Source organism: Methylopila turkensis (assembly GCF_027922325.1).
Classification (GTDB): Bacteria; Pseudomonadota; Alphaproteobacteria; order Rhizobiales; family Methylopilaceae; genus Methylopila; species Methylopila turkensis.
Genome location: NZ_BSFL01000003.1, coordinates 43720 through 69624 on the forward strand (window position 1 = coordinate 43720; position 25905 = coordinate 69624).

The window sequence follows — 25905 nt, forward strand, 5'->3', positions numbered from 1 at the left end:
ATCACGCGGTTACGGATTCGAACGCCTCCGCCGCGCGGCGCGTGCGGATGCAGCGCGCGAAGTGGGCGGGGCCGACGTCGGCGGCGGGCGGCGCGGCTTCCGCGCAGTCGTCGATCGCATGCCCGCAGCGCGGCCGGAACGCGCAACCCGGCGGCAGGTCGCTGAGGTCCGGCGGCGCGCCGGGAATCGCGGCGAGCCGTGCGCCCGGCGTCGGCGCATGGCTCGCCCGCGACAACAGCAACCCCTGCGTGTAGGGGTGCCGCGGATCGCGGATGACGTCCCGGCACGGGCCCATCTCGACGATGCGGCCGGCGTACATGACGGCGATGCGGTCGGCGACCTCGACCGCCACACCGATGTCGTGCGTCACGAACACCACCGCGAGGCCGAGCTCGCGCTGCAGCTCGCGCAGCAGAAGCAGGACCTGGATCTGCACCGTGGCGTCGAGCGCGGTGGTGGGCTCGTCCGCGAGCAGCACCTTGGGGCGGCAGACCAGCGCGAGCGCGATCATGGCGCGCTGGCGCATGCCGCCGGACATTTCGTGCGGGTAGTTGTCGAGCCGCTTGTCGGGCGAGGGGATGCGCACCCGCTCGAACAGCTCGAGCGCGCGCTTGCGCGCCTCCGCCTTCGACAGCTTCTCGTGGCGCCGCACGGCTTCGACGATCTGGTCGCCGATCCGGTAGACCGGGTCGAACGCCAGCCCCGGATCCTGGAAGATCATCGAGACCACGGGGCCGCGGAGTCCCGCGAGCTCGCGCGATCCCATCTTCAGCACGTCGCGCCCGTCGACCTCGACCTTGCCGCCGATCTTCGCGGAGGAGGGGTGGAGCCGCATCAGCGAGCGCAGCGTCACGCTCTTGCCGGAGCCGGATTCGCCCAGCAGCGCCACGGTCTCGCCGCGCCGGAGATCGAGATCGACGCCGTCGACGGCGCGGATCGGGCCCTTCGGCCCCTTGAAGTCCACGGTCAGGCCCTGGACGTCGACCATCTTCGCCGTCGCATTCATGCCGCGATCCTCTTTCTTTCACCTCTCCCCGGCGGGGAGAGGTCGCGAGGCGAAGCCGAGCGGGTGAGGGGGAGCGAGGTTGGTTTGAGAGGGCGCGGCCCCCTCACCCGGCGCTGCGCGCCGACCTCTCCCCACAGGGGAGAGGTGAAGTTGGCGTGGTGCCTCATGCCGCGATCCTCGGATGGCCGGAGGCGGGGTCGACGAGCCAGCAGGCGGCCCGGTGGTCCACGCCCGCGTCGAGCAGGGTCGGCTCCTTGTGCCCGCACAGCGCCGCGCTTTTGGCGCAGCGCGGGTTGAACCGGCAGCCCGGCGGCGGGTTGATCGGGTTGGGCGGATCGCCGGTCAGCGGCGCGGTTTCGGTGCGCGCGTCGGGGTCCATGGAGGGCATCGAGGCCAGCAGCGCGCCGGTGTAGGGGTGCTTCGGCGTCTCGAACAGCGCCTCGGACGGCCCGAACTCGGCGACCTTGCCGAGATACATCACCATCACCCGGTTCGACATGAACCGCACCACGTTGAGGTCGTGGCTGATGAACATGTAGGTGAGGCCGAACTCGTCCTTGAGGTCGAGCAGCAGGTTCAGCACCTGCGCCTCGACCGACTTGTCGAGCGCGGACACCGCCTCGTCGAGGATCAGCAGCCGCGGGTCGAGCGCGAGCGCGCGGGCGATGTTGACGCGCTGGCGCTGGCCGCCGGACAGCTCGTGGGGGTAGCGGCCGGCGAAGCGGGCGGGCTCGAGGCCGACGCGGTGCAGCAGGTCGTGGGCGCGGGTCGTGGCCGCGCGCCCGCTCGCGCCGTGGACCTTCGGGCCGAACGCGATCGTATCCTCGACGGTGAGGCGCGGGTTCAGGGACGCGTAGCTGTCCTGGAACACCATCTGCACCTGCTTGCGGAAGCCGTTCAGGCTGAGCGCCTGGGAGCCCACGCGCTCGCCGTCGAACAGGATGTCGCCGGCGTCGGGCGCGATGATCTGCATGACGAGCCGCGCGGTGGTCGACTTGCCGCAGCCGCTCTCGCCGACGATGCCGAGCGTCTCGCCCTTGACCACGTCGAAGTCGACGCCGTCGACCGCGCGCACGATGGGGCCCGCCTTGGTCAGGAAGCCCTTCTTGACGCCGAAGTGCTTGACGAGGCCCTTCACCGACAGCAGCGGCTGGCCGGGGCCGCCCCGGTCGCGGGGGAAGCCGCCGGGCGGCGGGGTGGGCGCGCCGATGATCACTGGCGGACCTCCATGGCCGAACGCAGGCCGTCCGAGAACAGGTTGAACGAGATCGAGGTGAGGAAGATCATCACCCCCGGCAGCGCGGCGACCAGCGGCTGGTTGTAGATCGCGGTCCTCAGCGTGTTCAGCATCAGGCCCCATTCCGGCTCCGGCGGGCGCACGCCGAGGCCGAGGAACGACAGGCCGGAGGCGAGGATCATCGACACGCTGATCAGGCTGGTGGCGTAGACGAAGATCGGCCCGAGCACGTTGCCGAGCACGTGCACCCGGACGATCGTGAAGCCGCTTGCGCCCGAGATGCGGGCCGCCTCCACATAGTCGCGGGTGCGGATCTGGGTCGTCACGCTCTCCGCCACGCGTGCGATCTGCGGCACGAACACGACCGTCAGCGACACGATCGAGTTCAGGATGCCGGCGCCGAGCGCGCCCGACAGCGCGATCGCGAGCAGCACCGACGGGAACGCGAAGAACACGTCGATGGTGCGCATCGTCACCGTGTTGATCCAGCCGCCGAGATAGCCGGCCACGATGCCGATGGTGGACCCGATGCCGAAGGCGAGGATCACGGGCATGACGCCGAGGAACAGCGACAGCCGGCCGCCGTAGAGCAGGCGGCTCAGCATGTCGCGGCCGAGCTCGTCGGAGCCGAGCAGGTAGCCCGGCGTCCCGATCGGGCGCAGCCGGCGGATCATCGAGCCCTTGAACGGGTCGGCCGGCGCGATCCACGGCGCGAACACCGCCGCGAGCACGATCAGCAGGATCACCGCGAGCGCGACCATCGCGACCGGATCGCGCCTGAGGCGCAGGAGCACGCTTCCCCAGTAGCCGCGGCCCCGTTTCGTGGGAGCCGGTTTGAGGGCGACGCTGTCGGCGATGGGGGCCATGGCGTCAGGCCCTCTGGATGCGCGGATCGAGCGCCGTCTGGGCGACGTCCACGATCAGGTTGAGGCTCACGAAGAACATCGCGAGCACGAGGATCGTGCCCTGCAGCAGCGGCAGGTCGCGCTGGAAGATCGCGGCGTTGAGCAGGAAGCCCGCGCCTGGCCAGGCGAACACGGTCTCGATCAGGATCGAGCCGCCGAGCAGATAGCCGAGCTGCAGGCCCATGACGGCGAGCGCGGTCGGGGCGGCGTTGGTGACGACGTGCTTGAACACGCCCCATTCGCCGAGGCCCTTGGCGCGAAGCGCCTGCACGAACTCCTGCGAAAGGATGTCGGCGACCAGCGCCCGAACGGTGCGGGCGATGATGCCCATCGGGATCACCGACATCGTGATCGCGGGCAGGATGATGTAGCGCAGATGCTCGAAATCCGGCCGCCAGTCGGCGGAGCCGCCGGGGCCCGCGCCGGTCGGCGGCAGCCAGTTGAGCTGGGCCGAGAAGATGATGACCATCACCATGCCGAGCCAGTAATGCGGCACGGAGACGCCGAGCACCGAGATCGCCGAGGCGAGCCGGTCCATCACGCTGTTGCGGAAGTAGCCGGCGACGAAGCCGAAGAACGAGCCGAGCGCGAAGCCGATAAGCGTGGCGACGGCGGCGAGGATCAGCGAGTTCTTGACCGCCCGCGCGACCTCGCCCAGCACCGGCCGCCCGGTCGCGATCGAGACGCCGAGGTCGCCGGTCAGCACCTTGCCGAGCCAGAGCCCGAACTGCACCGGCAGCGGCCGGTCGAAGCCGTAGATCGTCCGCATCTCCGACTGCTGCTCGGCGGTGGCGTCCACCGGCATGATCGCGGTGAGCGGATCGCCCGGCGCGAGGTGGACCAGCATGAAGCAGACGAGGCTGACGCCGAGCGCGACCGGCGCGACGTAGACGATCCGCTTCAGGATGTAGAGCAGCATGAGGCGCTGTCCTCGTATCGGGTCGGTGAGCCTCGGGGTCCCGGCTCCGGGCCGGCGCCGGGCCCCCGCGGCGTCGCGTTCATGCGCCCCGGCTTAAGGGCCGGGGCGCCGCAGCATCACGGATTACGGCTCGACCGTGATGGTCCCGAAGTTCTGGAACCAGTTCTGCGCCTGCACGAAGCCCTTCACCTTGGCGCTCATGGCGCGCGGGGCGACGTCGTGGGTGACGAACAGGAACAGCGCGTCGTTGACGAACTTCTCGTGCACCTTCTTCAGGATCTCGGTCTGCGCGGCCGGATCGAAGGTGTTGCGCACCTGCTCGAACAGCTTGTCGGTCTCGGGGTCGCAGTAGTAACCCCAGTTCACGCCGGCGGGCGCCGACAGGCTGCACTGGGTCTGCCGGATGAAGCCGCTGAACGGGTCCTGGATGAAGTAGGAGTAGTTGATCGCGGTGGTGCCGCGGGCGGAGGGGTCCTTCGCGCCGGCGCGCCAGATGTTGATCATCTGGTTCCACTCGACCACCTCGTAGTCGACCATGATGCCGACCTCGGCGAGGCTCTGCTGGATGAACTCGTTCATCGGCAGCGGCAGCATCTGGCCGGAGCCCGAGGGCGAGATCAGGATCTTGGTCCGGATCGGCTTGTCCGGCCCGTAGCCGGCCTCGGCCAGCAGCTTCTTGGCCTGCTCGACGTCATAGGTGACCTTGAAGGTCGGCTCGCCGAACCACTGGTGCCCGGGCGGCAGCCAGCCCTGCGCCGGGATCATCATGCCCGACAGCAGCTCCTTCATGCCCTCGCGGTCGATGGCGAGGTTCGCGGCCTTGCGCACGCGGATGTCGTTCCACGGCGAGCCTTCGATGCGCGACAGGTGCCAGGTCCAGTTGTGCGGGTAGGCGTTGGTGACGATCTGGAAGCCGGCACCCTTCAGCGACTCCACGGCGTCCGGCGCCGGGGCCTCGATCCAATCCACCTGGCCGGCGCGCAGCGCCGCGACGCGGGCGTTCGGCTCCGGCAGCGGCATCAGGATCAGCTTGTCGAGCTTCGGGACGCGGGTCTTGTCCCAGTACTCCTTGTTCGGAACCATCTCGGCGCGCTCGCGCGGGGCGAAGCCGGTCAGCTTCCACGGGCCGGTGCCGGACGGCGTCTTGGCGAAGGCCTCCCAGCTCTTGCCGAGCTTCTCCCACTGGGCGGGGGAGGACATCATGATCCAGGCGAGCTGGTAGGGCAGGGTGGCGTCGGGCGCCTTGGTGACGATCTCGACCGTCATCGGATCGACGACGCGGTAGGAGGCGACCGCCGGAATGCGCGACTTGCCCTGCGCCGACTGGCGCTGGTCGTACTGCGGCGCGTCCGTCTTCATCAGCTTGTCGAGGTTCCAGACCACCGACTCGGCCGTGAAGTCCGAGCCGTCGTGGAACTTCACGCCGGGACGGATCTTGAAGATCCACTTCGTCTTGCTCTCGTCGCCGGGCGCGATGCCCCATTCGGTGGCGAGGCCGGGGGTGATGTCGGAGGGCTTGTCGGCGCTGGTCAGATCCCAGTTGATGAGCCCGTCATAGACCGTGTAGCCCATGAACCGCATGCCTTCGCCGCCGTTATCGGTCTGTCCGGTCGTCAGCGGGATGTCGGACGCGGTCATGCCGATCCTGAGGGTGCCCTGGGCGTGGGCCGCTAGGCAGCTCCCCATGACGGCTAGGCCGGCGAGCGCGGCGCGCGACAAAGTCTTCCGGATCATTTCTTAGGTCTCTCCTGCGGTCCGCCCCGGCTCGCCGGGGGCTTGGTGCGACGCAGCAAGGCGCGTGCCAGCAGGCGGGCCGCAGGGTGGAGGAGTTCGACCAATGGCCAAGACGAAACGGCGCTGCATAAAAAATAGGCGCTTTGGTCAGTTCCAAAGCGCGGCGCTGGTCCTTCCGGCGGAGGGCAGGTCGTCGTGACGCGACCGTTGCGTCCCCGAGCGCTGACGGCGGCGGCTTTCGCCCCGTTCGGCGCGCCCATCGCGATCGGCTCCGGCCCGTCGCGCCCCGTGAACGGCGGCCGCGCGACCCGCCACGACGACATCGTCGCGTTCGACCGCGCCGAGGACGCGCCCGAGGCGCGCCTGGCGCTCTACCGGATCGCGCCGTCGCCGCGCCCGTTCGCGATCGACGTGCTGGAGCGCCACCCGCGCTCGAGCCAGAGCTTCACGCCGATCGTCGCGCGCGACTACCTTGTCGTGGTCGCGCCGTCCGGGCCCGACGGGGCGCCGCTGGTCGCCGAGGCGCAGGCCTTCGTCGCGCCGGCCGCGACCGGCGTGCACTACGCCCGCGGCGTGTGGCACCTGCCGCTGGTCGCCTTCGACGCCGAGGCGCTTTTCGCGATGTGGATGTGGGAGGCCGGCGACGGCGGCGACACCGAAGAGGTCCGGCTCGCCGAGCCCCTGTTCGTCGAGGGTTTTTGAGGGGTTGTGGCCGTCGCTCAGGTTTTGGTTTTTGGCCGGGCGTAGGCGGACCGCTCGCGCGCGACGTAGCCGCCCTGGCCCTTCGCGCCGACCAGCGCGCCGTCGCGCACGATCGTCTTGCCGCGCACGATGGTCGTGACCGGCCAGCCCTTCACCGGGATGCCCTCGAACGGCGTGTAGTCCGGTCCGTGGTGCAGCAGGCTCTGGCTGATGACGACCTCCCGCTCCGGGTCCCAGATCGCGATGTCGGCGTCCATGCCGATCGCGATCGAGCCTTTCCGCGTCAGGCCGTACATGTGGGCGTGGTTGGTCGCCGACAGCGCCACGAACCGCTGTAGCGTGATCCGTCCCTTGGACACCCCCTCCGAGAACAGGATCGGCAGCCGGGTCTCGACGCCCGGAATGCCGTTCGGCACCCAGCGGAAGCTGGTGCGGGCCTTCGGGTTGAGTTTGCCTTTGGGGTCGTCGTAGCGGAACGGGCAATGGTCGGAGGAGAACAGGTCGAAGATCCCCTGTTCGAGCCCCTCCCAGCAGGCCTCCTGGTGCGCCTCGTCGCGGGGCGGCGGGCTGCAGACGTACTTGGCGCCCTCCATGTTCAGCCCGTCCATGTCCTTCTCTGTCAGCACGAGATATTGCGGGCAGGTCTCGCCGTAGACCTTCAGGCCGCGCCGGCGCGCCCGCGCGATCTCCTCCATCGCCTCGCGATTCGAGACGTGGACGATGACGACCGGCACGTCGACGATCTCGGCCAGGCTGATGGCGCGGTGTGTGGCCTCCCGCTCCACCGGGATCGGGCGCGAGGGGCCGTGGAAGAACGGCGCGGTCTTGCCCGCGCGCTCCAGCCGGTCGGCGAGGAAGCGGATGGCGTCGTAGTTCTCGGCGTGCACCATCACCAGCGCGCCGGTCTCGCGCGCGGTCGACATCACCTCGAGCATCTCGATGTCGCTGAGGGCGAGGCCCTCGTAGGTCATAAACACCTTGAACGAGGTGTAGCCGTCCTCGATCAGCGCCGGCAGGTCCTGACCGAGCGTCTGGGCGTTCGGTTCGGAGATGACGAGGTGGAAGCTGACGTCCACGAAGCACTCGCCGTCCGCCTTGGCGTGGTAGTCGGCGAGCGTCGCGCGCAGCGGCGCGCCGCGCTCCTGGATGCAGAACGGCATCACGGTGGTGTTGCCGCCGAAGGCCGCGGAGCGCGTCGCGCTCTCGAAGTCGTCCGCCATCACGATCCCGTCGCCGCTCGGCTGGGCGATGTGGACGTGGCTGTCGACGCCGCCTGGAAGGACGAGCTTGCCAGAGGCGTCGATCACCTCGTCCGCGTCGCCGAGATCAAGCCCGAGCGCCGCGATGACGCCGTCGCGCACGCCGACGTCGGCGCGGAACACGTCGGAGGCCGTGGCGACGACGCCGCCTTTGATCATGAGGTCGAAGGACATGAACGCTCCAGGCACGGAAACGCGGCGCGCGGCGGCCTCTGTCGGCTTGAGCGCCGAAGGTCGCCGATGGGATCGGACGCCGATTGAAGGCTTTCGGCCGCAAGTTAAGCCGAGCGCGCGCCCGCGTCACCCGGCCATGCGCTCAAAGCGAAAAGGGCGGGGTCAGCTTCCGGAAATACGAAGTGCGTCCATTGCCGCCTTGCTTTTCGCGGTCGACGCGCTGCAATGAAGAGACTTGGCAACGGAGCGCCTTAGCAAATGAGCGCAGATTCGGGTTTCGTCATGCTCGCGGCTGACATCGTCGGCGCTTATGTCAGCAACAATTCGGTGCCCGCGGCGGAATTGCCCGCGCTCATCAGGACGGTCCACGACGCGCTGGCGGCGGTTGCGGCCGGGACGGCCGAAACGCCGGTCGTCGAGCTGAAGCCCGCCGTGCCGATCCGCAAGTCCGTCACGCCCGACTACGTGATCTGCCTGGAGGACGGCAAGCCGTTCAAGTCGCTGAAGCGGCACCTGCGCACGCAGTACGACTTGAGCCCCGAGGACTACCGCGCCAAATGGGGCCTGCCGGCGGACTATCCCATGGTCGCGCCGAACTACGCCGCCGCCCGGTCCGAGCTCGCCAAGAAGGCCGGGCTCGGCCGCGTCCGCTCGGACCCCGCTCCGAAGCGCGGCCGCAAGGCCGCTGCGTGAGCGTCGGTCTTCTCGCGCTCCTCGACGACGTCGCGGCGATCGCGAAGGTCGCGGCGGCTTCCATCGACGACATCGCGGGGCAGGCCGCCAAGGCCGGCGCCAAGGCCGCCGGCGTGGTGATCGACGACGCGGCGGTGACGCCGCGCTACGTGGTCGGCTTCAAGCCCGAGCGCGAGCTCCCGATCATCGCGCGGATCGCCTGGGGCTCGCTCAAGAACAAGCTGCTGTTCCTGACGCCCGCGGCGCTGGCGCTGAGCTTCTTCGCGCCATGGTTGATCACCCCGCTGCTGATGCTGGGCGGCGCCTATCTCTGCTACGAGGGCGCCGAGAAGGTGTTCGAGGCCGTGTTTCCGCACGCGGCGCACGCGCATGAGGCGGAGGCGGGCGCCGCCCCCGACGCCGCGGCGCTCGAGGAGCAGAGGGTCGCGGGCGCGATCAAGACCGACTTCATCCTCTCGGCCGAGATCATGGCGATCACGCTCGCCACGCTGCCGGACAGCAGCCTCGTGGGCCAGGCGGTGGTGCTGACGGTGGTCGGGATCGCGGTCACCGTCGGCGTCTACGGCGCCGTCGCCCTGATCGTGAAGGCGGACGACCTCGGCGTCGCGCTCGCGAGCGGGACGTCGCCCACGGCGCTGGGCGCGGCCGGACGCGCGATCGGCCGCGGCCTGGTGAAGGGCATGCCGGTGTTCCTCAAGCTGCTCGCGATCGTCGGCACCGCGGCGATGATCTGGGTCGGCGGCGGCATCCTGCTCCACGGCCTCGAAGAGTATGGGCTCGGCGGGCCCGCCCACCTGGTCCACGACTGGGCGGCCGCGGCCGGCCGCGCGGTTCCCGCGATCGGCGGCGCGGTCGAGTGGATCGTCGGCGCGGCGGGCGCGGGCGTGGTCGGGCTCGCGGTCGGCCTCGCGCTCATCCCCGTGGCGGGGAAAGTGCTCGCGCCGCTCGCCGGCGCCGTGCGCGGCCTGTTCGGGCGCAAGGCGTGAGACCCACGCGGGACGACGTCAAATTGATCCGATCGCGCGGACGGATTATGAGGTGCCCGCCGCGCGGTGGCCGGGCGGGTGTTGGACGGCGGTTGAGAGGCGAGGCGCGGAATGGCGATTGATCGGTTGGCGTTTTACGCCGGCGCCCTGGCCAAGACCGACCGCGCTGTCTACCAAATCACGGACTGGGCCGCCGGCATCCTGGCGCCGACCTACCTGACGCGCGTGGCCGAGACCGAGCGCGAACGGTACATCCCGAAGAAGTTCGGCCAGCATGACGGCTGGCTGTTCCTGAACTACTTCGACCAGATCGCGCCCATCGTCGACCAGTTCGCCGGCCGGAAGCTCGCGTTCCTGCTGAAGCACGGCGACGTCACGGCGAACACGATCCTGCCGAGCTTCGCCAAGACCCGGCCCGTCGGCTCGTACGGCAATTCGATCATCCTCAAGCTCAACACCAACCGGCACTGGTCGCAGGCGGACTTCGACGAGGTCAAGGCGAACGACATGCCGTTCGCCGAGAAGGCGAAGCGGGTGGTCTGGCGCGGCGTCAGCTCCGGGCACTGGTACGCGGACCCGAAGTCCCGCCACAGCGACTACCAGTCCGCGCGCTTCAACCTGGTGCTGGACTGGGCGCTCGCGAACGAGGACTGGGTGGACGTCGGCCTTACCAAGACGACGCGCCAGTTCGACAACCCGAAGTCGGGCTACCTGCCGACCGGCGCGGTGCAGAAGTACCGCAAGCCGCCGGTGTCGATCGCCGAGCAGCTGAAGTCGAAGTACATCCTCGTGCCCGAGGGCAAGGACGTCGCGACCGGGCTGAAATGGGCGCTGACCTCGCGTTCGGTCGTGATGATGCCGAAGCCGACCATCTCGAGCTGGCTGATGGAAGAGAAGCTCGAGCCGTGGAAGCACTTCATCCCGGTGAAGAAGGATTTCTCCGACCTCAGGGAGAAGTTCGAGCTCGCCAACGAGAACCCCGATCTCTGCGAGAGCATTCTCGACGAGGCCAACGCCTATATGCGCCAGTTCGAGGACGAGGCGCAGGAGAAGGCGCTGCAGACCAAGCTGTTCGAGATGTATCTCGAGCGGATCAAGTTCAAAGTCGCGCCGGGCCTCGGCGTGCGCTCGTTCGAAGCGCTCAACGTGCGGTGGGAGAAGGCCTGAGGCCGCGCCTCACGCCTCCGCGTCGCGCCAGCCGTAGATCCAGTCCAGACCGCCGAGCAGAGCGCCCGTCGGGGCGGCTGCGAGGGCGAGGTTGCGCGCCCGCGCCGCGAGGCCGCCCATGTGGTCGATCGCGATCTGGCGCCGCGAGGCTTCCGGCAGGCGCATCGCGCGCATGATCCGCGCCTTCTCGTAGGCCGCGAGCGGGTCCGGCCCGCCGGCCGCGATCAGGCGGGCGAGCACGACGGCGTCCTCGATGGCGAAGGCCGCGCCCTGTCCGAGCGAGGGCAGGGTGGCGTGGGCGGCGTCGCCGATCAGCGCGACGCGGCCCCGCCGCAGGCGCGGCGCGGGGGCGCGGTCGAACAGCGGCCAGTCGGTCCAGCGGTCCGCCGCCGCGACCAGCGCGCGGGCCGGCTCCGCCCAGCGCGCGACCCGCGCCTCCGGCGCCGCGTCGCCGACCGCGCCGATGAGCACCACGTTGGCCTCCCGCCCCCCGCGCACGGGATAGACCACCATATGCGCGCCCGGACCGAGCCAGACGCTGACATGGCTGACGGGAAAGGCCTCCGGCAGCGCCGCCGCGGGAACGATCGCGCGCGCGGCGACGAGGCCGGTCTCGCGCACGGCCCGTGGCAGCTTCACCGCGTCCCGGACGACCGACCGCAGCCCGTCCGCGCCGACGACGACGGCGCCCTCGCGCCGGTCGGGTCCGCCGTCCCGGTCGAGGACGAGCGCGGCCCCGTCGGCGGTCTCCTCCGCCGCGGTCACGGTCGCGCCGAGCGTCAGCGCTGCGGACGGTTCGGCGAGGACGGCGGCGAGCAGGACCGCCTGAAGGTCGGCGCGGTGGACGACGCGGTAGGGCGCGCCCCAGCGCCGTTCGGCGCGGAGGCCGAGCGGGATCTCCTTCAACCGGCGTCCGCGGGGCGCGTCGACGACGAACACGCCTTCGGGCCGCACGGCGACGGCGTCGAGCGAGGACCCAAGCCCGAGCGCGTCGAGCGCGCGGCTGGCGTTGGGGGCGAGCTGGACGCCGGCCCCGACCTCGTCGAGGACGGCGGCGCGCTCGAAGATTTCCGAAGAGACGCCGCGGCGGGCGAGCGCCAGCGCGAGCGTCAGGCCGCCTATTCCGGCGCCCGCGACGAGGACCGGGCGGGCCATCCGCCGCTCAGGCGGCGGCGGGCGCCCGCCAGAGGCACGCCGCCGGATCCGACTGGTCGGCGTGCAGGTCGGCGCGGAAGCGGTAGAGCGTCGAGCAGTACGGGCAGATGATCTCGACGTCCGAGCCCATGTCGAGGAACACGTGCGGGTGGTCGTAGGGCGGCGTCGCGCCGATGCACTGAAACTCTCGCGCGCCGATGTGGATGACGCTGACGCCGGCGTCGTTGGCGAAGTGCGGCGTTCCGTGGTCGGCCATGGGCGCGGGTCCTCGAGCGGGTCGTGCGGATGGCCCCGGCTTAGGCGGTTTGGCCGTTCGCGACAAGCGCCGCTGGCGTCTTTCGTCGCAGGCCGGCGGCGGATAGGGTCGCCGCCTTAAGACGAAAGACTCGCGACCGGAGCCCGCATGCCGACCTTCCTCTCCGACGGAATCGAACTCGCCTACCGCGACGAGGGCGAGGGCGACCCGATCCTGCTGATCCACGGCTTCGCCTCGAACATCGACGTGAACTGGGTCGGGCCGGGCTGGTTCGACGTGCTGAAAGCCGACGGCCGCCGCGTGATCGCGATCGACAACCGCGGCCACGGCGCGAGCGAGAAGCTCTACGACCCCGCCTTCTACGGCTCCGACCTTATGGCCGAGGACGCGCTCCGGCTGCTCGACCATCTCGACGTCCCCCGCGCCGACGTGATGGGCTACTCCATGGGCGGCCGCGTCACCGCGCTGCTCGCGATCAACGCAGCCCGGCGGCTGCGCAGCGCCATCATCGGCGGCATGGGCGAGGGCCTGCTGCGCGGCGCGCCTTCGGCGGAGGAAATCACGGAGGGCCTGCTCGCCGACAGCGTCGACGACATCGTCAACCCGACCGCCAAGATGTTCCGCCGCTTCGCCGAGGCGACCGGCGCCGACCGCCGCGCGCTCGCGGCCTGCATGCGCATGCAGCGCGCGCTGGTCGGGCCGAAGAAGCTCGGCACGATCACGGTCCCGACTCTGATTGCGGTCGGCACCGAGGACGACGTCGCCGGCGACCCGCACGCGCTGGCGAAGCTCATCCCGGGCTCGGAGGTGCTCGAAATCCCGCGCCGCGACCACAACCGCGCGGTGGGCGACAAGGTCTACAAGGCCGGCGTGCTGGAGTTCCTGTCGCAGCGGCCGTGAGCCAAGCTTCCCGTCGTCCTCCGGCTTGACCGGAGGACCCATCGGCGACGCGGAGCTCGACGTCGAGGATGGATGGTCCGGTCGAGCCGGACCATGACGCGGCGTTTTCGGCGCCCGCTGCAATCTGCGCCGCCCGCCCTACGGCTCCCGGTAGCTCCGCGGCGTATAGACCCACACCCGGCCGTCGGAGCGGGCGAAGGCGCGGGTGCGGGACGAGCCGACGACGATCAGCGTGCGCATGTCGATCATGTCCGGATCGAGCGCGCCGAGCGTCGTCACGGTGACGGCCTCGCCGTCGCGGCCGATGCTGCGGGCGAGCGCGACCACGGTTTCGGGGGCCTTCCGCGCGCGAAGAATCGCGATGGCGTCGACGATCTGCTCGCGGCGGGATTTCGACGCCGGATTGTAGAGCGCGAGCGCGAGGTCGGCCTCGGCCGCGGCGGCGAGCCTGCGGGCGATCGCGTCCCAGGGCTTCAGGTAATCCGACAGCGAGATCACCGCGAAATCGTGGCCGAGCGGGGCGCCGAGCCGCGCCGCCGCCGCCTGCATCGCCGAGATGCCTGGCGTCACCTCAACCGCAACCGAGGGCCAGCGCGCCGGCTCGCCGTCGAGCGCCTCCATCACCGCGGCCGCCATGCCGAACACGCCGGCGTCGCCGGAGGACAGCACCGCCACCTCGAGGCCCTGGGCGGCGAGCGTCAGCGCGGCCTGCGCGCGCTCAAGCTCCACGCGGTTGTCGGAGCCGTGCCGGCGCTGCCCCGGCCGCTCCGGCGCCATGTCGAGATAGGGCTCGTAGCCGACGAGGTCGGTGGCGCGGTCGAGCGCGGCCGCGGCCTCCGGCGACAGCCATCCGCGCGGGCCGGGGCCGAGGCCTATCACCGTGACGCGGCCGGCGGCGCGGCCGGTCTCGTCCGGCGACGCGGGCTCGGCGCGGCGGTGTATGCGGAAGCCCGGCTCGCCATGGACGACGTCATCGTCGGCGAGCCGCTGCTCGACGATGCGGAGCGGGACGCGGCGGCGGTTGAGCGCCTCGGCGAAGCCGTGGTGGATCGGCGCGCCCTCGGGGGCGGTGGCGAAGGCGAGCGCGTCGGGCGCGAGCCCGAGCGCGTCCAGCGCGCGGTCGAAAGCGTCCAGCATCTCGACGTCGGGCCGGTCGAACTCGGCGATCAGGGCGCGCGGGCGGAACAGCAGGCCGTCCGGCGGCGGCGGGCCGGCCTCGACCGAGGCGCGCAGGACCACCGCGCCGTCCGGGCCGAGCGGCAGGTCGGAGGCCGCGAGCCAGGGCGCCTCGCCCTCGAGCCGCGCGCTGTCGCCGGACAGCAGCGCCGAGGTCACGGACTTGGCGTCCTCCGGATTCGCCAGCGCCCAGCCGTCCGGCGGCGATTCCAGCACCACGCCGAAGCGGCGCGCTCCGGCGCCGGTGATCGCGGCGCGTCCGCCGAGCGCGCCCGCGATCGTCCGCGCCAGCACGTCCGCGCCGGCGAGCCCGCCGAGCAGCGGCACGACCGAGGATCCGTCGTCGGAGATGGCGAGCACTGGCGGCTCCGCGTGCTTGTCGCGCAGCAGCGGCGCGATCAGGCGGATCAGGATGCCGGCCGCGCAGACGCCGATCACCGGCCGTCCGGCGCGGAACGCCTCCGCGACCGCGGCCGCGGCGTCGTCGAAGGAGGCGTCGAGCCCGTCGACCCGCCCCGCGAGCCCGGAGGTCTCGCCGCCGATCGCGGCCGCCACCCGCGCCGCGGTTCCGGCGCCGGCGGCGTTGAAGGCGAAGACGACCGGCCGAGTCACGGGATTTCGAGGCCCGGCAGTACGATGATCGAGAAATAGGGCGCGGTGGCCGGGTCGACGTCCGCCGCGCGCAGCGTGCGCTCGCGGTCCTGGCTCGCGCGCTCGACGTACCAGGCGCGGTCAAGCACCCCGGCCGCCTCGAGCGCCGCGCGCACCTTGGCGAAGGTGCGGCCGAGCTTCATCACCACGGCGGCGTCGGCGCCCGCGAGCCGGCGCGTCAGCTCCTCCGCCGGCAGCGTGCCGGGGATGACCGTGACGGTGTCGCGGCGCAGCACCAGCGGCACGCCGAGCGCCGCGGGGCCGGCCATGATCGACGACACGCCCGGCGCCACCGTGGTCTCGTACCGGTCCTTCAGCCGCGCGTGCCAGTAAATGAACGAGCCGTAGAAGAACGGATCGCCCTCGCACAGCACGCAGACGTTGCGGCCGGCGTCGAGCTTCGCGGCGATCTCCTCCGCGGTGGCGTCGTAGAAGTCGCGCATCACCTGCGGGTAGGAGGGCAGGTCGGCCTCGGGGCTCGCGGTCACGGGATAGACCAGCGGCAGCAGCTCCTGATCGGCGCGCAGATGCGGCCGGGCGGCCGACAGCGCGACGCCGTTTCCGGCCCTGGCGGCAGGGTAGGCGACGACGTCCGCCTCCTGGATCAGCCTGAGCGCCTTCAGCGTCAGCAGCTCGGGATCGCCCGGCCCGACGCCGACGCCGGAGAGTTTGCCCACGGTCATTCCTTCGGGTCCGCGATCGCGTTCAGGGCCGCGACCGCCATGGCGCTGCCGCCACGGCGGCCGAGCAGCGTGAGGAAGGGGACGCCGCGCGGGTCGCGCGCAAGCTCGGCCTTCGATTCCGCAGCCCCGATGAAGCCGACGGGAAGCCCGATGATGGCGGCGGGCTTCGGCCAGCCGGCGTCGAGCCGCTCCAGCAGGTGGAACAGCGTGGTCGGCGCGTTGCCGACCGCGACCACCGCGCCCTCGATCCGGTCGCGCCACAGCTCGACCGCGGCGGCCGAGCGCGTGGTGCCGAGGTCGCGGGCGAGCGGCGCCGTGCGCGGGTCGTCGAGCAGGCAGAGCACGGCGTTGTCGGCGGGCAGGCGCGATCGGGTGACGCCGGACGCCACCATCTTGGCGTCGCACAGGATCGGCGCGCCGGCGGCGAGCGCGGCGCGGCCGGCCGCGACCACCGCGGGATCGAAACGGACGTCGGCGGGCAGGTCGGTCATGCCGCAGGCGTGGATCATCCGCACCACCGCTCCCGCGACGTCGTCCGGCAGGCCGGAAAGGTCGGCCTCCGCCCGGATCGTCGCGAACGAGCGGCGGTAGATCTCCGCGCCGTCCTTCTCGTAGTCCATCTGTCCCCCGTCGGCCTCAGCGACAGCCTTGTGACGGCGGGACCGGCGGCTGGCAAGGCGATCTTGGTCGCACGACGCCGGCGTCACCGGATTCCGTCGCGGAGCAGCGCCAGAAGCGCCTCCGGCTCCGCCCGTTCCAGCCGGCCGCGTTCTGGACCCGGCCGGCGCGGCGCGGCGTCGGCGTGGAGGCCGAATCCGGGGCGGTCGGCGGCGCCGAGCAGCAGCAGGTCGGAGGCGGCCGCGCCCGCGCAGCCCTTGGGGCAGGCGGAAATGTGCAGGCTGCGCCGCCGCGGCGGCAGGGCGTCCGGCCGCGCCGTCGCCGCCGCGACCAGCGCGAGCGCGAGCGCCTTCGCGGGCTCCCGCGCCCGGACGCAGGCGGGCGCTCCGGCGCAGGCGACGACCGCGAGCCGTTCCGCCACCGCGACCGGCGGCAGGCCCGCGGCTTCCGCCGCCGCAAACACTTTCGGCGCGTCTTCCTCGGCGACGCCCGGCACGACGACCGCCGACCAGGGCGCGAGCGCCAGCTCGCCGCGCCCGTAGCGCTCGGACAGGTCGGCCACCAGCGACAACGCGGCCGGGGCGAGCCGGCCGACCGCGACCGGAACGACGCAGGCTGCGCGGCCGTTGGCGCTCGCGACGACCCCGAAGACCGGATCGAGCGCGCGCGGCCAGTCCGGGGCAGGGGCGGGCGTCGCAAGGCCACGGCCGACAAGGGCGGCCGACAGCGCCGCGGCGTCGAGGTCGCGCGCCCGCGCGTCGGGGCCGATCGCGGCCGCGGCTTCCGCGATCGACAGCGCCGCCGCGACCGCCGAGCCCGCGGAGAGAGCCAGATCGAGCGGCCGCCCCGCGATGGCGACCGCGAGCGTGTCCGCCCCGAGCGCCAGCAGCGCGACGTCCGAGGCGACCGCCGCGACGCCGGCGCGGCCGCCGCCGTCGAGCGCGAACGCGAATTTCGGCGACAGGCCGCCGATCCAGGGCGCGGCGACGAGACCCTGGTCGAGCGCCTGCGCGAGGTTCGTGAGGTCGGCGCGCTCGGCGGGGTCGCAGCCCGAGAGCGGGTCGAGCAGCACGTTGCGACGGCGGTCGGCGGGGCCGTCGACGAACAGGCTCAGATCGGCGAGCGCCCGGCCGAGCTCCGCGCCCGCGCTCAAGGGCAGGCCGCGGATCTGCAGGTTGGCGCGGTTGGTGAGATCCATCACGCCAGAGCCCAGCCGCGACGCGAGGCGCGCGATCGCGCGGGCCTGCGCCGCGCTCAGCCGTCCGCCGGGCGCGCGCACCCGCGCCAGCCCGCCGTCCGCCATCTCCGCCAAGTGCAGGACGCCCGGACAATCCGCCATCGCGCTGTCGTCGCGCGCGCAGGGCGCGATTGCAAGTCGCGGCGACGGGGCGCGTCGCTCAGGTCGAGGCTTTGGACTAAGGTCGCGGCCTAATCGCATGACATCCGAGGAGCACCCCATGCCGCCGCCCATGCCTCCCACGCCCGAGACCGCGCAGGGCGCGGCGGCGCTCGGCGGACTGACCGTCGACCTCGACCGCGCCGCGCGGATCGCGCGCTCGGTCGGCGGCGTCACGGCGGCGGCGGGCGACTTCCAGGACGGCCTCGAACTCGACGACTCGGTGGTCGGCGCGGTTCTGATCCGGGCCTCCATCGCGGACGGCGCGCGATGAGCGATCCCGCCCTGCTCTCGCTCGGCGAGGCCGCCGCCGCGATCCGCGCCCGCACGCTGTCGTCGCGGGAGGCGACCGAGGCGCTGATCGCGCGCATCCGGCGCTGGCAGCCGATCGTGAACGCCTTCCTGCCGCTCGACGAGGAGCAGGCGCTCGCGCGCGCCGACGCCGCCGACGCCTCGGAGCCGGCCGGCCCGCTCCACGGCGTGCCGCTCGCCCACAAGGACATGTTCTACGAGGCGGGCAAGGTCTCGACCTGCGGCTCGGCGCTGCGCCGGGACTGGGTCGCGCCCGAGACCGCGACCGTGCTGGAGCGTCTGTCGGCCGCGGGCGCCTTCCGCCTCGGCGCGCTGCAGATGGTCGAGTTCGCCTATGGCGTCACCGGCCACAATTCGCATTACGGCCATTGCCGCAACCCGTGGAACCCGGAGCACGTCACCGGCGGCTCGTCGTCGGGCTCGGGCGTCGCGGTGGCGGCCGGGCTGACCTTCGCCGCGCTCGGCTCCGACACCGGCGGCTCGGTGCGGCTGCCGGCGCATTTCTGCGGCGTCACCGGGCTCAAGACCACCTTCGGCCTCGTCAGCCGCGCCGGCTGCATGCCGCTGTCGCACAGCCTCGACACGATCGGGCCGCTGGCGCGCTCGGCCGAGGACCTGCGCCTGCTCATGCCGATCCTCGCGGGCCCCGATCCGCGCGACCCGGAGACCGGAGGACGCTGGACGCCCGACCCGCGCGCCGCCTCCGAGATGACGATCGGCGTGCCGAAGGCGTTCTATGTGGACGGCCTCGAGCCGGACGTCGCCCGCGCGTTCGAGGCCGCGATCGCGGCCTTCCGGTCCGAAGGCGTGCGGATCGTCGAGGTGGACCTGCCGGACCAGGCGCGCATCGCCGGCGCCGCGCTGATCGTGCTGGCCTCCGAGGCCGCCGCGCTCCACCGCAACGGCCTGCGGCGAAGCCCCGAGCTCTACGGCACCCAGACGCGGGCGCGGCTCGAGAACGGTTTCGGCTATTCGGCGGTGCAGTATGTGGACGCGCTGCGCTTCCGCGGCCCCGCGCTCGCGGCGCAGCTCGCCGCCATGGGGGCCTGCGACGCGGTGATCACTCCGACCGCCCGCTTCGCGGCGCCGACGATCGCCGAGACCGACGTCGGCGACCGGGTCGACCCGATCATCGCGGCCGTCTCCACCTTCATGCGCGGCGTGAACTATCTCGGCCTGCCGTCGCTTGCGATCCCGGCCGGATTCTCGGACGCCGGGCTGCCGATCGGCGTCCAGCTCATCGGCCGGCCTTACGGCGACGACGCGCTGCTGACGCTCGGCGCGGCTTTCCAGAGCGGAACCGACCATCACCTGAAGCGGCCGCCGGAGCCAGCCTGACACGAAACTGCGCGATTCGCGGGAACCGGCGCCGCGCCGCAGCGTTGTACGGCGTGAAAGCGGGTTTTCCGCTCGTCGAAACAGTTTCAAGAGGTTTCAGGTCATGGCCGATCGCAGAGTGAGCAACCTCGCCGGGGACGCGGGCGACCAGCTCGCCGCGCTTCGCGACACCATCGCCGATCTCAGCGATCGCGTGTCGACGCTGGCTGCTGAGCGCGCCCGCACCGCCCGCAAGAGCGCCCGCGCGGCCGCCAAGTCGTTCGGGTCCGGTTCGCACACGATCTATGACGACGGCGTCGAGGCGCTGCAGGAGGCGGCCGACACCGCGGTCTACTACGGCCGTCGCGCCGGTCGCGCGGTGCAGAGCAATCCTGGCCTTTCGCTTGCGGGCCTCGCGCTCGGCGTCGGCATCGTGGCTGCCATCGTCTACGCGACCCAGCACGAGGAAGACCGCCGCTGGTACGAGCGCGGCGGCCGTCGCAGCTGGTTCTGATTGACGCCGCACCGCGCGTCTGAAGTGAAAAAGGCGGCGTCTCCGGGCGTCGCCTTTTTGCTTTGCGCGCAAGGGGGCTCGCCGCTCCCACCCGGCCCTTCGGGCCGACCTCTCCCCACCGGGGAGAGGTCGGAGGGCGTCAGCCCTCCGGGTGAGGGGGCTTGCAGTGTCCCGGTAGGCATGCCGGAGACGCCAAACAGTCCGAACCGAACAGCCGTGGGCTAAGCCGGACCGCAACGGCGTGTTCCGGCAGCGGCGGAGAACCTCGCTACCGCCCCTCGCGGCGCATCATGAAGGCGAGGCGTTCGAACAGCTGCACGTCCTGCTCGTTCTTCAGCAGGGCGCCGTGCAGCGGCGGCACGAGCTTGCGCGGGTTCTTCTCGCGCAGCGTCTCGGGCGCGATGTCCTCGACCAGCAGCAGCTTCAGCCAGTCCAGCAGCTCGCTGGTGGACGGCTTCTTGCGGATGCCCGGCGCCTCGCGCACCTCGTAGAACAGCGTCAGCGCCTCGCTCAGCAGCCGCTTCTTGAGGCCGGGGAAGTGGGTCTCGACGATCGCCGCCATGGTCTCTGGATCGGGGAAGCGGATGTAGTGGAAGAAGCAGCGGCGCAGGAACGCGTCCGGCAGCTCCTTCTCGTTGTTCGAGGTGATGATCACCACCGGCCGCTCGCGCGCCTTCACGGTCTCGCCGGTCTCGTGGACGTGGAACTCCATCCGGTCGAGCTCCTGCAGCAAGTCGTTCGGGAACTCGATGTCGGCCTTGTCGATCTCGTCGATCAGCAGCACCGGCCGCGCGTCGGCGGTGAAGGCCCGCCACAGCGGCCCCTTGCGGATGTAGTTCGCGATGTCGGAGACGCGCGGGTCGCCGAGCTGGCCGTCGCGCAGCCGCGCGACCGCGTCGTATTCGTAGAGGCCCTGAACCGCCTTGGTGGTCGATTTCACGTGCCATTCGAGCAGGGGAGCGCCGAGCGCGCGGGCGATTTCCTGCGCGAGCACGGTCTTGCCGGTGCCGGGCTCGCCCTTCACCAGCAGCGGGCGCTCGAGCGTCACCGCGGCGTTGACCGCGATCTTCAGGTCGTCGGTCGCGACATATCCGCTGGTGCCTTCGAAGGTCATCGCCGGACGGTTCTCCTTCAGGGGACGCGCGCTTGGGCGCCGGAGCGATCAGCCATAAGGCGTCCGGCGCGCCGACAGAAGGCCGCCGATCGCCGCGCATGCTTGCGGGCGGCAGGACGGCGCGATCAGATTAGATGAATTCTATATTTCGCACCGTCGCGCCAAATCTGCGCAGGCGGTCGCAAAGGACTTACCAGCGACGGGGCGATTGGTGTAGAGCGGCGCTCGCACGCACCGTCTCATCTCACGAAGAGCGTTCAGTCATGGTTCCGTTCCGCGCCGCCGTCCTTCTCGCCGCCGCCGTGGCCTTCGCCGGCGGCGCGCTCGCCCAGCAGCCGACGGCCGAGGAGATGAAGGCCGCGACCGACCGGCTGCGCCAGAACGACAAGCCGCGCCCGACCGCGCCCGCGGCGAACGGTCCGAGGGCCGAGACGCCGGCGCCCTCCGGCCCCGCCGCGAACCTGCCGAACGGCGCGGCCTCGATCAACGAGGTCTATGGCGACTGTACCGTTGACTGCCGGATTGCGGAGAACCGCAAGACCTGCCTGCTGTCGCAGGCGCAGGGCGACAGCCAGACCGGCCGCCGGACCTTCGCAATCGAGCTGCGCGCGCCGGCGAACGGCGCGTCCGAGGGCGCCGTGCTGATGCCGTTCGGCCTCCGGCTCGACAACGGCGCGGTGCTCACCCTCGACGACAAGGATTTCGGCGCCGGGCTGCGCTTCTCCACCTGCGTGCCCCAGGGCTGCATCCTGCCGGTGTCGTTCCCGACCGCCGCGACCGACGCGCTCAAGAAGGGCACGCGGCTCGTGGTGGCCTCGCTGAACCAGTCCGACGGTCGGGTGACGAGCTTCAACGTGTCGCTGAACGGCTTCGCCGCGGCGCTCGACCGCATGTCGCAGCTCGCGAACTGAACGCCTGACGCTCCGCTTCAGTCGCGAATCGGGATCTCGCGGTCGAGCGTGACGCCTTCGACGGTGACGACGCTCGTCCAGCAATGCGCTTCGACGCCGGCCGCGCGGGCGAGGTCGAAGGCCGCGCCGTAGGCCGGGTCGATGTCGCGTGCGATCGAGAAGGCCGACCCCGGCCCCTGCACGATGAACAGCATCGCCGCGCGGTCGCCGGCGCGGACCTGATCGGCGAGCTCCACGAGGTGCTTCGCGCCGCGGGCCGTCACCGCGTCCGGAAACTCGGCGCGGTCGCCGTCGCGCCAGAGGTGGACGTTCTTGATCTCCACGAACGCGCGCGGGCGGGACGCGTGCTCCAGCAGCAGGTCGATGCGGCTGTTGCGGCCGTACTTCACCTCGCGCCGCACGCTGGCGTAGCCTGCGAAGGCCGGCAGCAGCCCGGCCGCGACCGCTTCGAGCCCGAGCGCGTTCGGCACGCCGGTGTCGACGCCGACGAGCCGGGGGACGCCTGCGATCTCGACCTCGACGACCGCCCAGGACCAAGCGAGCAGCCCGCTGGTCTTCGGCCGCAGCCAGACCCGCGCGCCGGGCGTCGATAGCCCCAGCATGGAGCCGGAATTCGCCACATGCGCCACCACCTCGCGGCCGTCGTCCAGCACGACGTCGGCGAGGAAGCGCTTGTAGCGGCGCACCAGGCGGCCGGGCGTGAGCGGCGCGGAAAACCTCATGGGTCGAGCGTCTCCGGGATGAGGCCGCCGGGCCGGCTTGCCCAGGCGCAGCGGCTCTTCTAAATCGGGCGGAGCCCTGATGTCCCCATCCCTCGCGCTCCCTGGAGTTTCCGCCGTGCCGGAGTCCTCGCCCCCGTCCACCGCCGCCGTGCTCGTGATCGGCGACGAGGTGCTGTCGGGGCGCACCAAGGACACCAACAGCGGCTACATCGCCGACTACCTGACCGAGATCGGGATCGACCTGAAGGAGATCCGCGTCGTCGCCGACGACGGGGACGCGATCGTGAACGCGGTCAATGCGCTGCGCGCCTCCTGGACCTATGTCTTCACCACCGGCGGCATCGGCCCGACCCACGACGACATCACCGCAGACTCGATCGCGAAGGCGTTCGGCGTCGGGATCGACGTCGATCCGCGCGCGGTCGCCATGCTGCGCGAGCGGTTTCCGAACCCCGCGGACCTCAACGAGGGCCGGATGCGGATGACGCGCATCCCGTTCGGCGCCGACCTGATCGCGAACGTGGTCTCCAAAGCGCCCGGCTTCCGGCTCGGCAACGTGTTCGTCATGGCGGGCGTGCCCTCGATCATGCGCGCGATGATGGACGTGGTGGGGCCGCAGCTCGCGCCGGGCGTCCGCATGCTGAGCGAGAGCGTGCGCGCCGACGCCAAGGAAGGCGACATCGCGACGCCGCTCGCCGCCGTCCAGAAGGCGCATCCCGGCGTCGCGATCGGCAGCTACCCGTTCATGGACGACCAGGGCTTCAACACCAATGTGGTGCTGCGCTCGCGCGACGCGGAGGCGCTCGCCGCCGCGAAAGCCGCGGTCGACGAGATGCTCGCCGGCCTGCGCTGACCGCGGCCCGACCGCTTTTTTCCCCGGAGGTTCGAACGATGGCCGACGCCCGCGCCGACAAGGCGTTTCCCGTGTCGTGGGACCAGTTTCACCGCGACGCGCGGGCGCTCGCCTGGCGGCTCGCCGGCGAGGCGCGCGCGACCGGCGGCTTCGACGCCATCGTCGCGATCACCCGCGGCGGGCTGGTGCCGGCCGCGATCGTCGCCCGCGAGCTCGACATCCGCCTGATCGAGACGGTCTGCGTCGCGAGCTACCACGACTACAAGACGCAGGGCGGACTGCAGGTGCTGAAGGGCGTCGAGGAGCGCGTCGCGAAAATCCGCGGCGGAGAGGGCGCCGGCGTGCTGATCGTCGACGACCTGGTCGACACCGGCGGCACCGCCAGGGTCGTGCGCGCCATGCTGCCCAAGGCGCATTTCGCCACCGTCTACGCCAAGCCGATGGGGCGGCCGCTGGTCGACACCTTCGTTACCGAGGTGAGCCAGGACACCTGGATCTACTTCCCCTGGGACATGGGCCTGAGCTTCCAGCCGCCGATTCGCGAGGGCGCGCCGGGCTGAGATCGCGATGGGCGAGCATGTCCTTCAATTGTGAAGGACTGGTTTCGGAGTTATGCGAAAGTCGCATGGCTCCGGCGATCAGATCGCGCATTGTGCAGCGCGGCATCGGGTCTACATTCATCTCGTGAACCCAAGGGGTTCCAAACGAACTGGAGATGAACGTGGCTCGCAATCTGTCCGTCGCGATGGGCCGTCCCCTGCCGGCTCTTCGCTTCCGCAACATCGTCCGCGACGTGGTCGAGACCATCGGTCTCGTGGTCGCCGCCGGACGCGTCGCCTCCGCCATGGAGTCGCGCCGTACCCCGGAGCAGAACGATCTTGAGCGGCTCGGCCTTGGCGACGTCGCCGAAATGAAGTCGCCCTACCGGGCCTGACGACGCCGCAAGGCCTCGCCGACCTGAACGAGACGAGCGCGTCGCTTGTGCGGCGCGCTTTTTTCGTGCCATGCCTCCGGCGCCGCGTGCGGACGTGGCGAAACCGGTAGACGCACGAGACTTAAAATCTTGCGCCGCAAGGCATGCGGGTTCGAGTCCCGCCGTCCGCACCAGCCGTGTTCGATATTTTCAATTACTGTGTCGGGCGCTTGTCATGGGGCCTGGGCGGGCCCAGCCTCTTCCGGCGCCGGGGAGGGCGGACGAATGAGCAGGGATGTCTTGGCCGTCTATGCCCTTGTCGCCGTCATGGCGTTGGTGATCGGCTTCATCGGCTTCATGGCGGTTTCGATGATCCGGCAGTTTCTGGGCACGGGGTCGATGATGCGGGGTCCGATCACCGACCCGGGCGCCGGCGAGCGCGAGGATCCGATCGGAATGCGCGGCTATGACGCCGACGGCGAGGCAGGGCGCCACGACTGAACGGCGCGCACGACGTTCTGTGCGGAAAATCGGCTTCGCCTCCCTATTTTGCCCTCGAGACCGTCGATCACGCTGTCCCGGGCCCGTATGCCTAAATCCCTCATCGCCCTGATTTTCGGCCTTCTCGTCGCGCTGTCCGGCGGCGCCTCGGCGCAGGAGCTGCCGGGCGGCGTGGTGGAGCGCAACCAGACCGCGCCGAGCCCCGCGCTCGGGCGCGACCTCGTCTACAACCTCTACCGCCCGGCCTTTCCGCCCCAGCACGGCGACGCGTGGCCGACGCTCTACCTGCTTGAGGGCCGTCCGAGCGAGTCGGACTGGCTCGACGTGGGCGGGATCGCAGATCTGCTCGACCGCGCCATCGCCGAGGGGCGGATCCCGCCGATGCTCGTGGCGATGCCGGTCGCGCCCTACAGTTGGTACGTCGACAATCCCGACGCCGGCGGGCGGGGCCTGATGAAGACCGCGATCACGCGCGACCTGCGCGCGGCGCTGGAGGCGCGCTTCCCCGTGGCGGCCTGCCGCGAGGCGCGGGTGGTGGCCGGGCTCTCCATGGGCGGCTACGGCGCGCTGCTGTTCGGGCTCGACGAGCCGGACCTGTTCGCCTCCGCCATCAGCCTGTCTGGCGCCATAGCGCCGCCGATCGCCGAAACGGACCGGGCGCGCTTGGCGCGCGCGGACCAGTTCTACGACGGCGCCTTCGGCGCGCCGCTGAAACGCGAGCGCTTCAACGCGCTGAGCGCGTTCGGCCGGCTCGACGCCTTGAAGGACCGGCTCGGGCCGAAGCCCGCGGTCTATCTCGCCATCGGCGACCGCGACCGCGGCGGCCTGCTGCAGAGCACGACGCTGCTGCACAGCCAGCTCCTGCGCGCGGGCGTGGAGAGCACGCTCCGGATCGGCGCCGGCGCGCATGACTGGGAGACCTGGTCGCGCGACATGGACCAGGCGTTGGGGTGGCTCGGGCCCCGGCTCGACCCCAGTTGCGGCGCGGCCGTCGCGGCCCGCGAGGGCGTCTCGACGCGCTGACCGGCGGCGGTTCGCGCCAGCGCGACGCATGCCGGACCTGCGCGTCCGGGCCGCGCCCCGCGCACAGGTTTTGGGCGTGACGCGCAAGGCGGCGCGGGCCTAATCTTT

The 25905-nt window shown here is 71.4% G+C and carries 28 protein-coding genes and 1 tRNA gene; 15 read left to right on the forward strand and 14 right to left on the reverse strand.

Translation table 11 applies throughout. From position 1 onward, the window contains the following. Nucleotide 1: 1 nt before the first annotated feature. The 5 genes from PKE78_RS11415 to PKE78_RS11435 form a co-directional block, all read right to left on the reverse strand. Nucleotides 2–1006 carry an ABC transporter ATP-binding protein gene (locus PKE78_RS11415; protein WP_271201029.1) on the reverse strand — a complete coding sequence of 335 codons (1005 nt, stop codon included), beginning with the start codon at nt 1004–1006 and terminating at the stop codon, nt 2–4. Between the two features lie 163 nt (nt 1007–1169). Continuing rightward, nucleotides 1170–2222 (reverse strand): ABC transporter ATP-binding protein, encoded by a 1053-nt coding sequence (locus PKE78_RS11420; RefSeq protein WP_271201030.1) that lies wholly within the window; start codon nt 2220–2222, stop codon nt 1170–1172. Beyond that, entirely contained in the window at nt 2219–3109 is an 891-nt protein-coding gene (locus PKE78_RS11425) for an ABC transporter permease (RefSeq protein WP_271201031.1), read from the reverse strand. The genes PKE78_RS11420 and PKE78_RS11425 overlap by 4 nt, the downstream gene beginning before the upstream one ends. A 4-nt stretch (nt 3110–3113) precedes the next feature. Then, a complete protein-coding gene (locus PKE78_RS11430) occupies nt 3114–4067 on the reverse strand; it encodes an ABC transporter permease (RefSeq protein ID WP_271201032.1) in 954 nt (317 codons plus the stop codon). Nucleotides 4068–4190: 123 nt separating this feature from the next. Then, nucleotides 4191–5801 (reverse strand): ABC transporter substrate-binding protein, encoded by a 1611-nt coding sequence (locus tag PKE78_RS11435; RefSeq protein WP_271201033.1) that lies wholly within the window; start codon nt 5799–5801, stop codon nt 4191–4193. A gap of 195 nt (nt 5802–5996) precedes the next feature. On the opposite strand from PKE78_RS11435, the gene PKE78_RS11440 reads away from it, so the two are divergent. Further along, a complete protein-coding gene (locus PKE78_RS11440; RefSeq protein ID WP_271201034.1) occupies nt 5997–6503 on the forward strand; it encodes an ureidoglycolate lyase in 507 nt (168 codons plus the stop codon). Nucleotides 6504–6520: 17 nt separating this feature from the next. On the opposite strand, the gene hydA is transcribed toward PKE78_RS11440, so the two are convergent. Next, nucleotides 6521–7936 (reverse strand): dihydropyrimidinase, encoded by a 1416-nt coding sequence (hydA, locus tag PKE78_RS11445; protein ID WP_271201035.1) that lies wholly within the window; start codon nt 7934–7936, stop codon nt 6521–6523. A 258-nt stretch (nt 7937–8194) separates the two neighbouring features. On the opposite strand from hydA, the gene PKE78_RS11450 reads away from it, so the two are divergent. The 3 genes from PKE78_RS11450 to PKE78_RS11460 all read left to right on the forward strand — a co-directional run bounded on the left by PKE78_RS11450 (nt 8195) and on the right by PKE78_RS11460 (nt 10782). After that, complete coding sequence (locus PKE78_RS11450; protein ID WP_271201036.1) at nt 8195–8629, forward strand: Ros/MucR family transcriptional regulator; 435 nt, start codon at nt 8195–8197, stop codon at nt 8627–8629. Beyond that, nucleotides 8626–9615, forward strand: coding sequence for a DUF808 domain-containing protein (locus tag PKE78_RS11455; RefSeq protein WP_271201037.1), 990 nt, complete (start codon nt 8626–8628; stop codon nt 9613–9615). Before PKE78_RS11450 ends, PKE78_RS11455 begins: the two co-directional genes overlap by 4 nt. Nucleotides 9616–9726: 111 nt before the next feature. Beyond that, the gene (locus PKE78_RS11460; RefSeq protein WP_271201038.1) at nt 9727–10782 is read left to right on the forward strand and encodes a glycosyl transferase family 90; all 1056 of its coding nucleotides are present in this window, start codon (nt 9727–9729) and stop codon (nt 10780–10782) included. Between the two features lie 9 nt (nt 10783–10791). Here PKE78_RS11460 and PKE78_RS11465 read toward each other — a convergent pair whose 3' ends face one another. Next, complete coding sequence (locus tag PKE78_RS11465) at nt 10792–11937, reverse strand: FAD-dependent monooxygenase (protein ID WP_271201039.1); 1146 nt, start codon at nt 11935–11937, stop codon at nt 10792–10794. A gap of 7 nt (nt 11938–11944) precedes the next feature. After that, nucleotides 11945–12193, reverse strand: coding sequence for a zinc-finger domain-containing protein (locus PKE78_RS11470; protein WP_271201040.1), 249 nt, complete (start codon nt 12191–12193; stop codon nt 11945–11947). A 147-nt stretch (nt 12194–12340) separates the two neighbouring features. Between PKE78_RS11470 and PKE78_RS11475 the strand changes: the two genes are divergently transcribed. Next, nucleotides 12341–13093, forward strand: coding sequence for an alpha/beta fold hydrolase (locus tag PKE78_RS11475; RefSeq protein ID WP_271201041.1), 753 nt, complete (start codon nt 12341–12343; stop codon nt 13091–13093). A 138-nt stretch (nt 13094–13231) separates the two neighbouring features. On the opposite strand, the gene cobJ is transcribed toward PKE78_RS11475, so the two are convergent. From cobJ to cobG, 4 genes are all read right to left on the reverse strand, one after another. After that, on the reverse strand, nt 13232–14881 hold the full coding sequence (gene cobJ / locus PKE78_RS11480) for a precorrin-3B C(17)-methyltransferase (protein ID WP_271201042.1): 1650 nt from the start codon (nt 14879–14881) through the stop codon (nt 13232–13234). After that, the gene (locus PKE78_RS11485) at nt 14878–15603 is read right to left on the reverse strand and encodes a precorrin-2 C(20)-methyltransferase (RefSeq protein ID WP_271201043.1); all 726 of its coding nucleotides are present in this window, start codon (nt 15601–15603) and stop codon (nt 14878–14880) included. The genes cobJ and PKE78_RS11485 overlap by 4 nt, the downstream gene beginning before the upstream one ends. After that, a complete protein-coding gene (locus PKE78_RS11490; protein WP_271201044.1) occupies nt 15600–16223 on the reverse strand; it encodes a precorrin-8X methylmutase in 624 nt (207 codons plus the stop codon). The genes PKE78_RS11485 and PKE78_RS11490 overlap by 4 nt, the downstream gene beginning before the upstream one ends. An 83-nt stretch (nt 16224–16306) precedes the next feature. After that, the gene (gene cobG, locus PKE78_RS11495; protein WP_271201045.1) at nt 16307–17560 is read right to left on the reverse strand and encodes a precorrin-3B synthase; all 1254 of its coding nucleotides are present in this window, start codon (nt 17558–17560) and stop codon (nt 16307–16309) included. A gap of 118 nt (nt 17561–17678) precedes the next feature. Here cobG and PKE78_RS11500 point away from each other — a divergent pair, with 118 nt between their 5' ends. The 3 genes from PKE78_RS11500 (at nt 17679) to PKE78_RS11510 (ending at nt 19760) form a co-directional block, all read left to right on the forward strand. Next, the gene (locus PKE78_RS11500; RefSeq protein ID WP_271201046.1) at nt 17679–17891 is read left to right on the forward strand and encodes a hypothetical protein; all 213 of its coding nucleotides are present in this window, start codon (nt 17679–17681) and stop codon (nt 17889–17891) included. Next, nucleotides 17888–19267 carry an amidase gene (locus PKE78_RS11505; protein WP_271201047.1) on the forward strand — a complete coding sequence of 460 codons (1380 nt, stop codon included), beginning with the start codon at nt 17888–17890 and terminating at the stop codon, nt 19265–19267. The genes PKE78_RS11500 and PKE78_RS11505 overlap by 4 nt, the downstream gene beginning before the upstream one ends. A gap of 103 nt (nt 19268–19370) precedes the next feature. Further along, nucleotides 19371–19760, forward strand: a complete 390-nt coding sequence (locus PKE78_RS11510; RefSeq protein ID WP_271201048.1) for a hypothetical protein — start codon at nt 19371–19373, stop codon at nt 19758–19760. Nucleotides 19761–20028: 268 nt separating this feature from the next. On the opposite strand, the gene PKE78_RS11515 is transcribed toward PKE78_RS11510, so the two are convergent. Then, on the reverse strand, nt 20029–20874 hold the full coding sequence (locus PKE78_RS11515; RefSeq protein WP_271201049.1) for an AAA family ATPase: 846 nt from the start codon (nt 20872–20874) through the stop codon (nt 20029–20031). A 263-nt stretch (nt 20875–21137) separates the two neighbouring features. Between PKE78_RS11515 and PKE78_RS11520 the strand changes: the two genes are divergently transcribed. Further along, nucleotides 21138–21785, forward strand: coding sequence for an invasion associated locus B family protein (locus PKE78_RS11520; RefSeq protein WP_271201050.1), 648 nt, complete (start codon nt 21138–21140; stop codon nt 21783–21785). Nucleotides 21786–21802: 17 nt separating this feature from the next. Here the strand turns inward: PKE78_RS11520 and sfsA are convergent, their stop codons facing one another. Next, entirely contained in the window at nt 21803–22507 is a 705-nt protein-coding gene (sfsA, locus tag PKE78_RS11525; protein ID WP_271201051.1) for a DNA/RNA nuclease SfsA, read from the reverse strand. A 79-nt stretch (nt 22508–22586) separates the two neighbouring features. On the opposite strand from sfsA, the gene PKE78_RS11530 reads away from it, so the two are divergent. The 6 genes from PKE78_RS11530 (at nt 22587) to PKE78_RS11555 (ending at nt 25797) form a co-directional block, all read left to right on the forward strand. Beyond that, the gene (locus PKE78_RS11530; protein WP_428981264.1) at nt 22587–23360 is read left to right on the forward strand and encodes a competence/damage-inducible protein A; all 774 of its coding nucleotides are present in this window, start codon (nt 22587–22589) and stop codon (nt 23358–23360) included. A 38-nt stretch (nt 23361–23398) separates the two neighbouring features. Further along, a complete protein-coding gene (gene gpt, locus PKE78_RS11535; RefSeq protein WP_271201053.1) occupies nt 23399–23920 on the forward strand; it encodes a xanthine phosphoribosyltransferase in 522 nt (173 codons plus the stop codon). Nucleotides 23921–24081: 161 nt separating this feature from the next. Further along, nucleotides 24082–24294 (forward strand): hypothetical protein, encoded by a 213-nt coding sequence (locus PKE78_RS11540; RefSeq protein ID WP_271201054.1) that lies wholly within the window; start codon nt 24082–24084, stop codon nt 24292–24294. 88 nt (nt 24295–24382) lie between these two features. Continuing rightward, nucleotides 24383–24467: transfer RNA gene (locus tag PKE78_RS11545), tRNA-Leu, on the forward strand. 133 nt (nt 24468–24600) lie between these two features. Continuing rightward, entirely contained in the window at nt 24601–24774 is a 174-nt protein-coding gene (locus tag PKE78_RS11550; protein WP_271201055.1) for a hypothetical protein, read from the forward strand. Nucleotides 24775–24861: 87 nt separating this feature from the next. Beyond that, complete coding sequence (locus tag PKE78_RS11555) at nt 24862–25797, forward strand: alpha/beta hydrolase (protein WP_271201056.1); 936 nt, start codon at nt 24862–24864, stop codon at nt 25795–25797. The last annotated feature ends 108 nt before the right edge of the window (nt 25798–25905 follow it).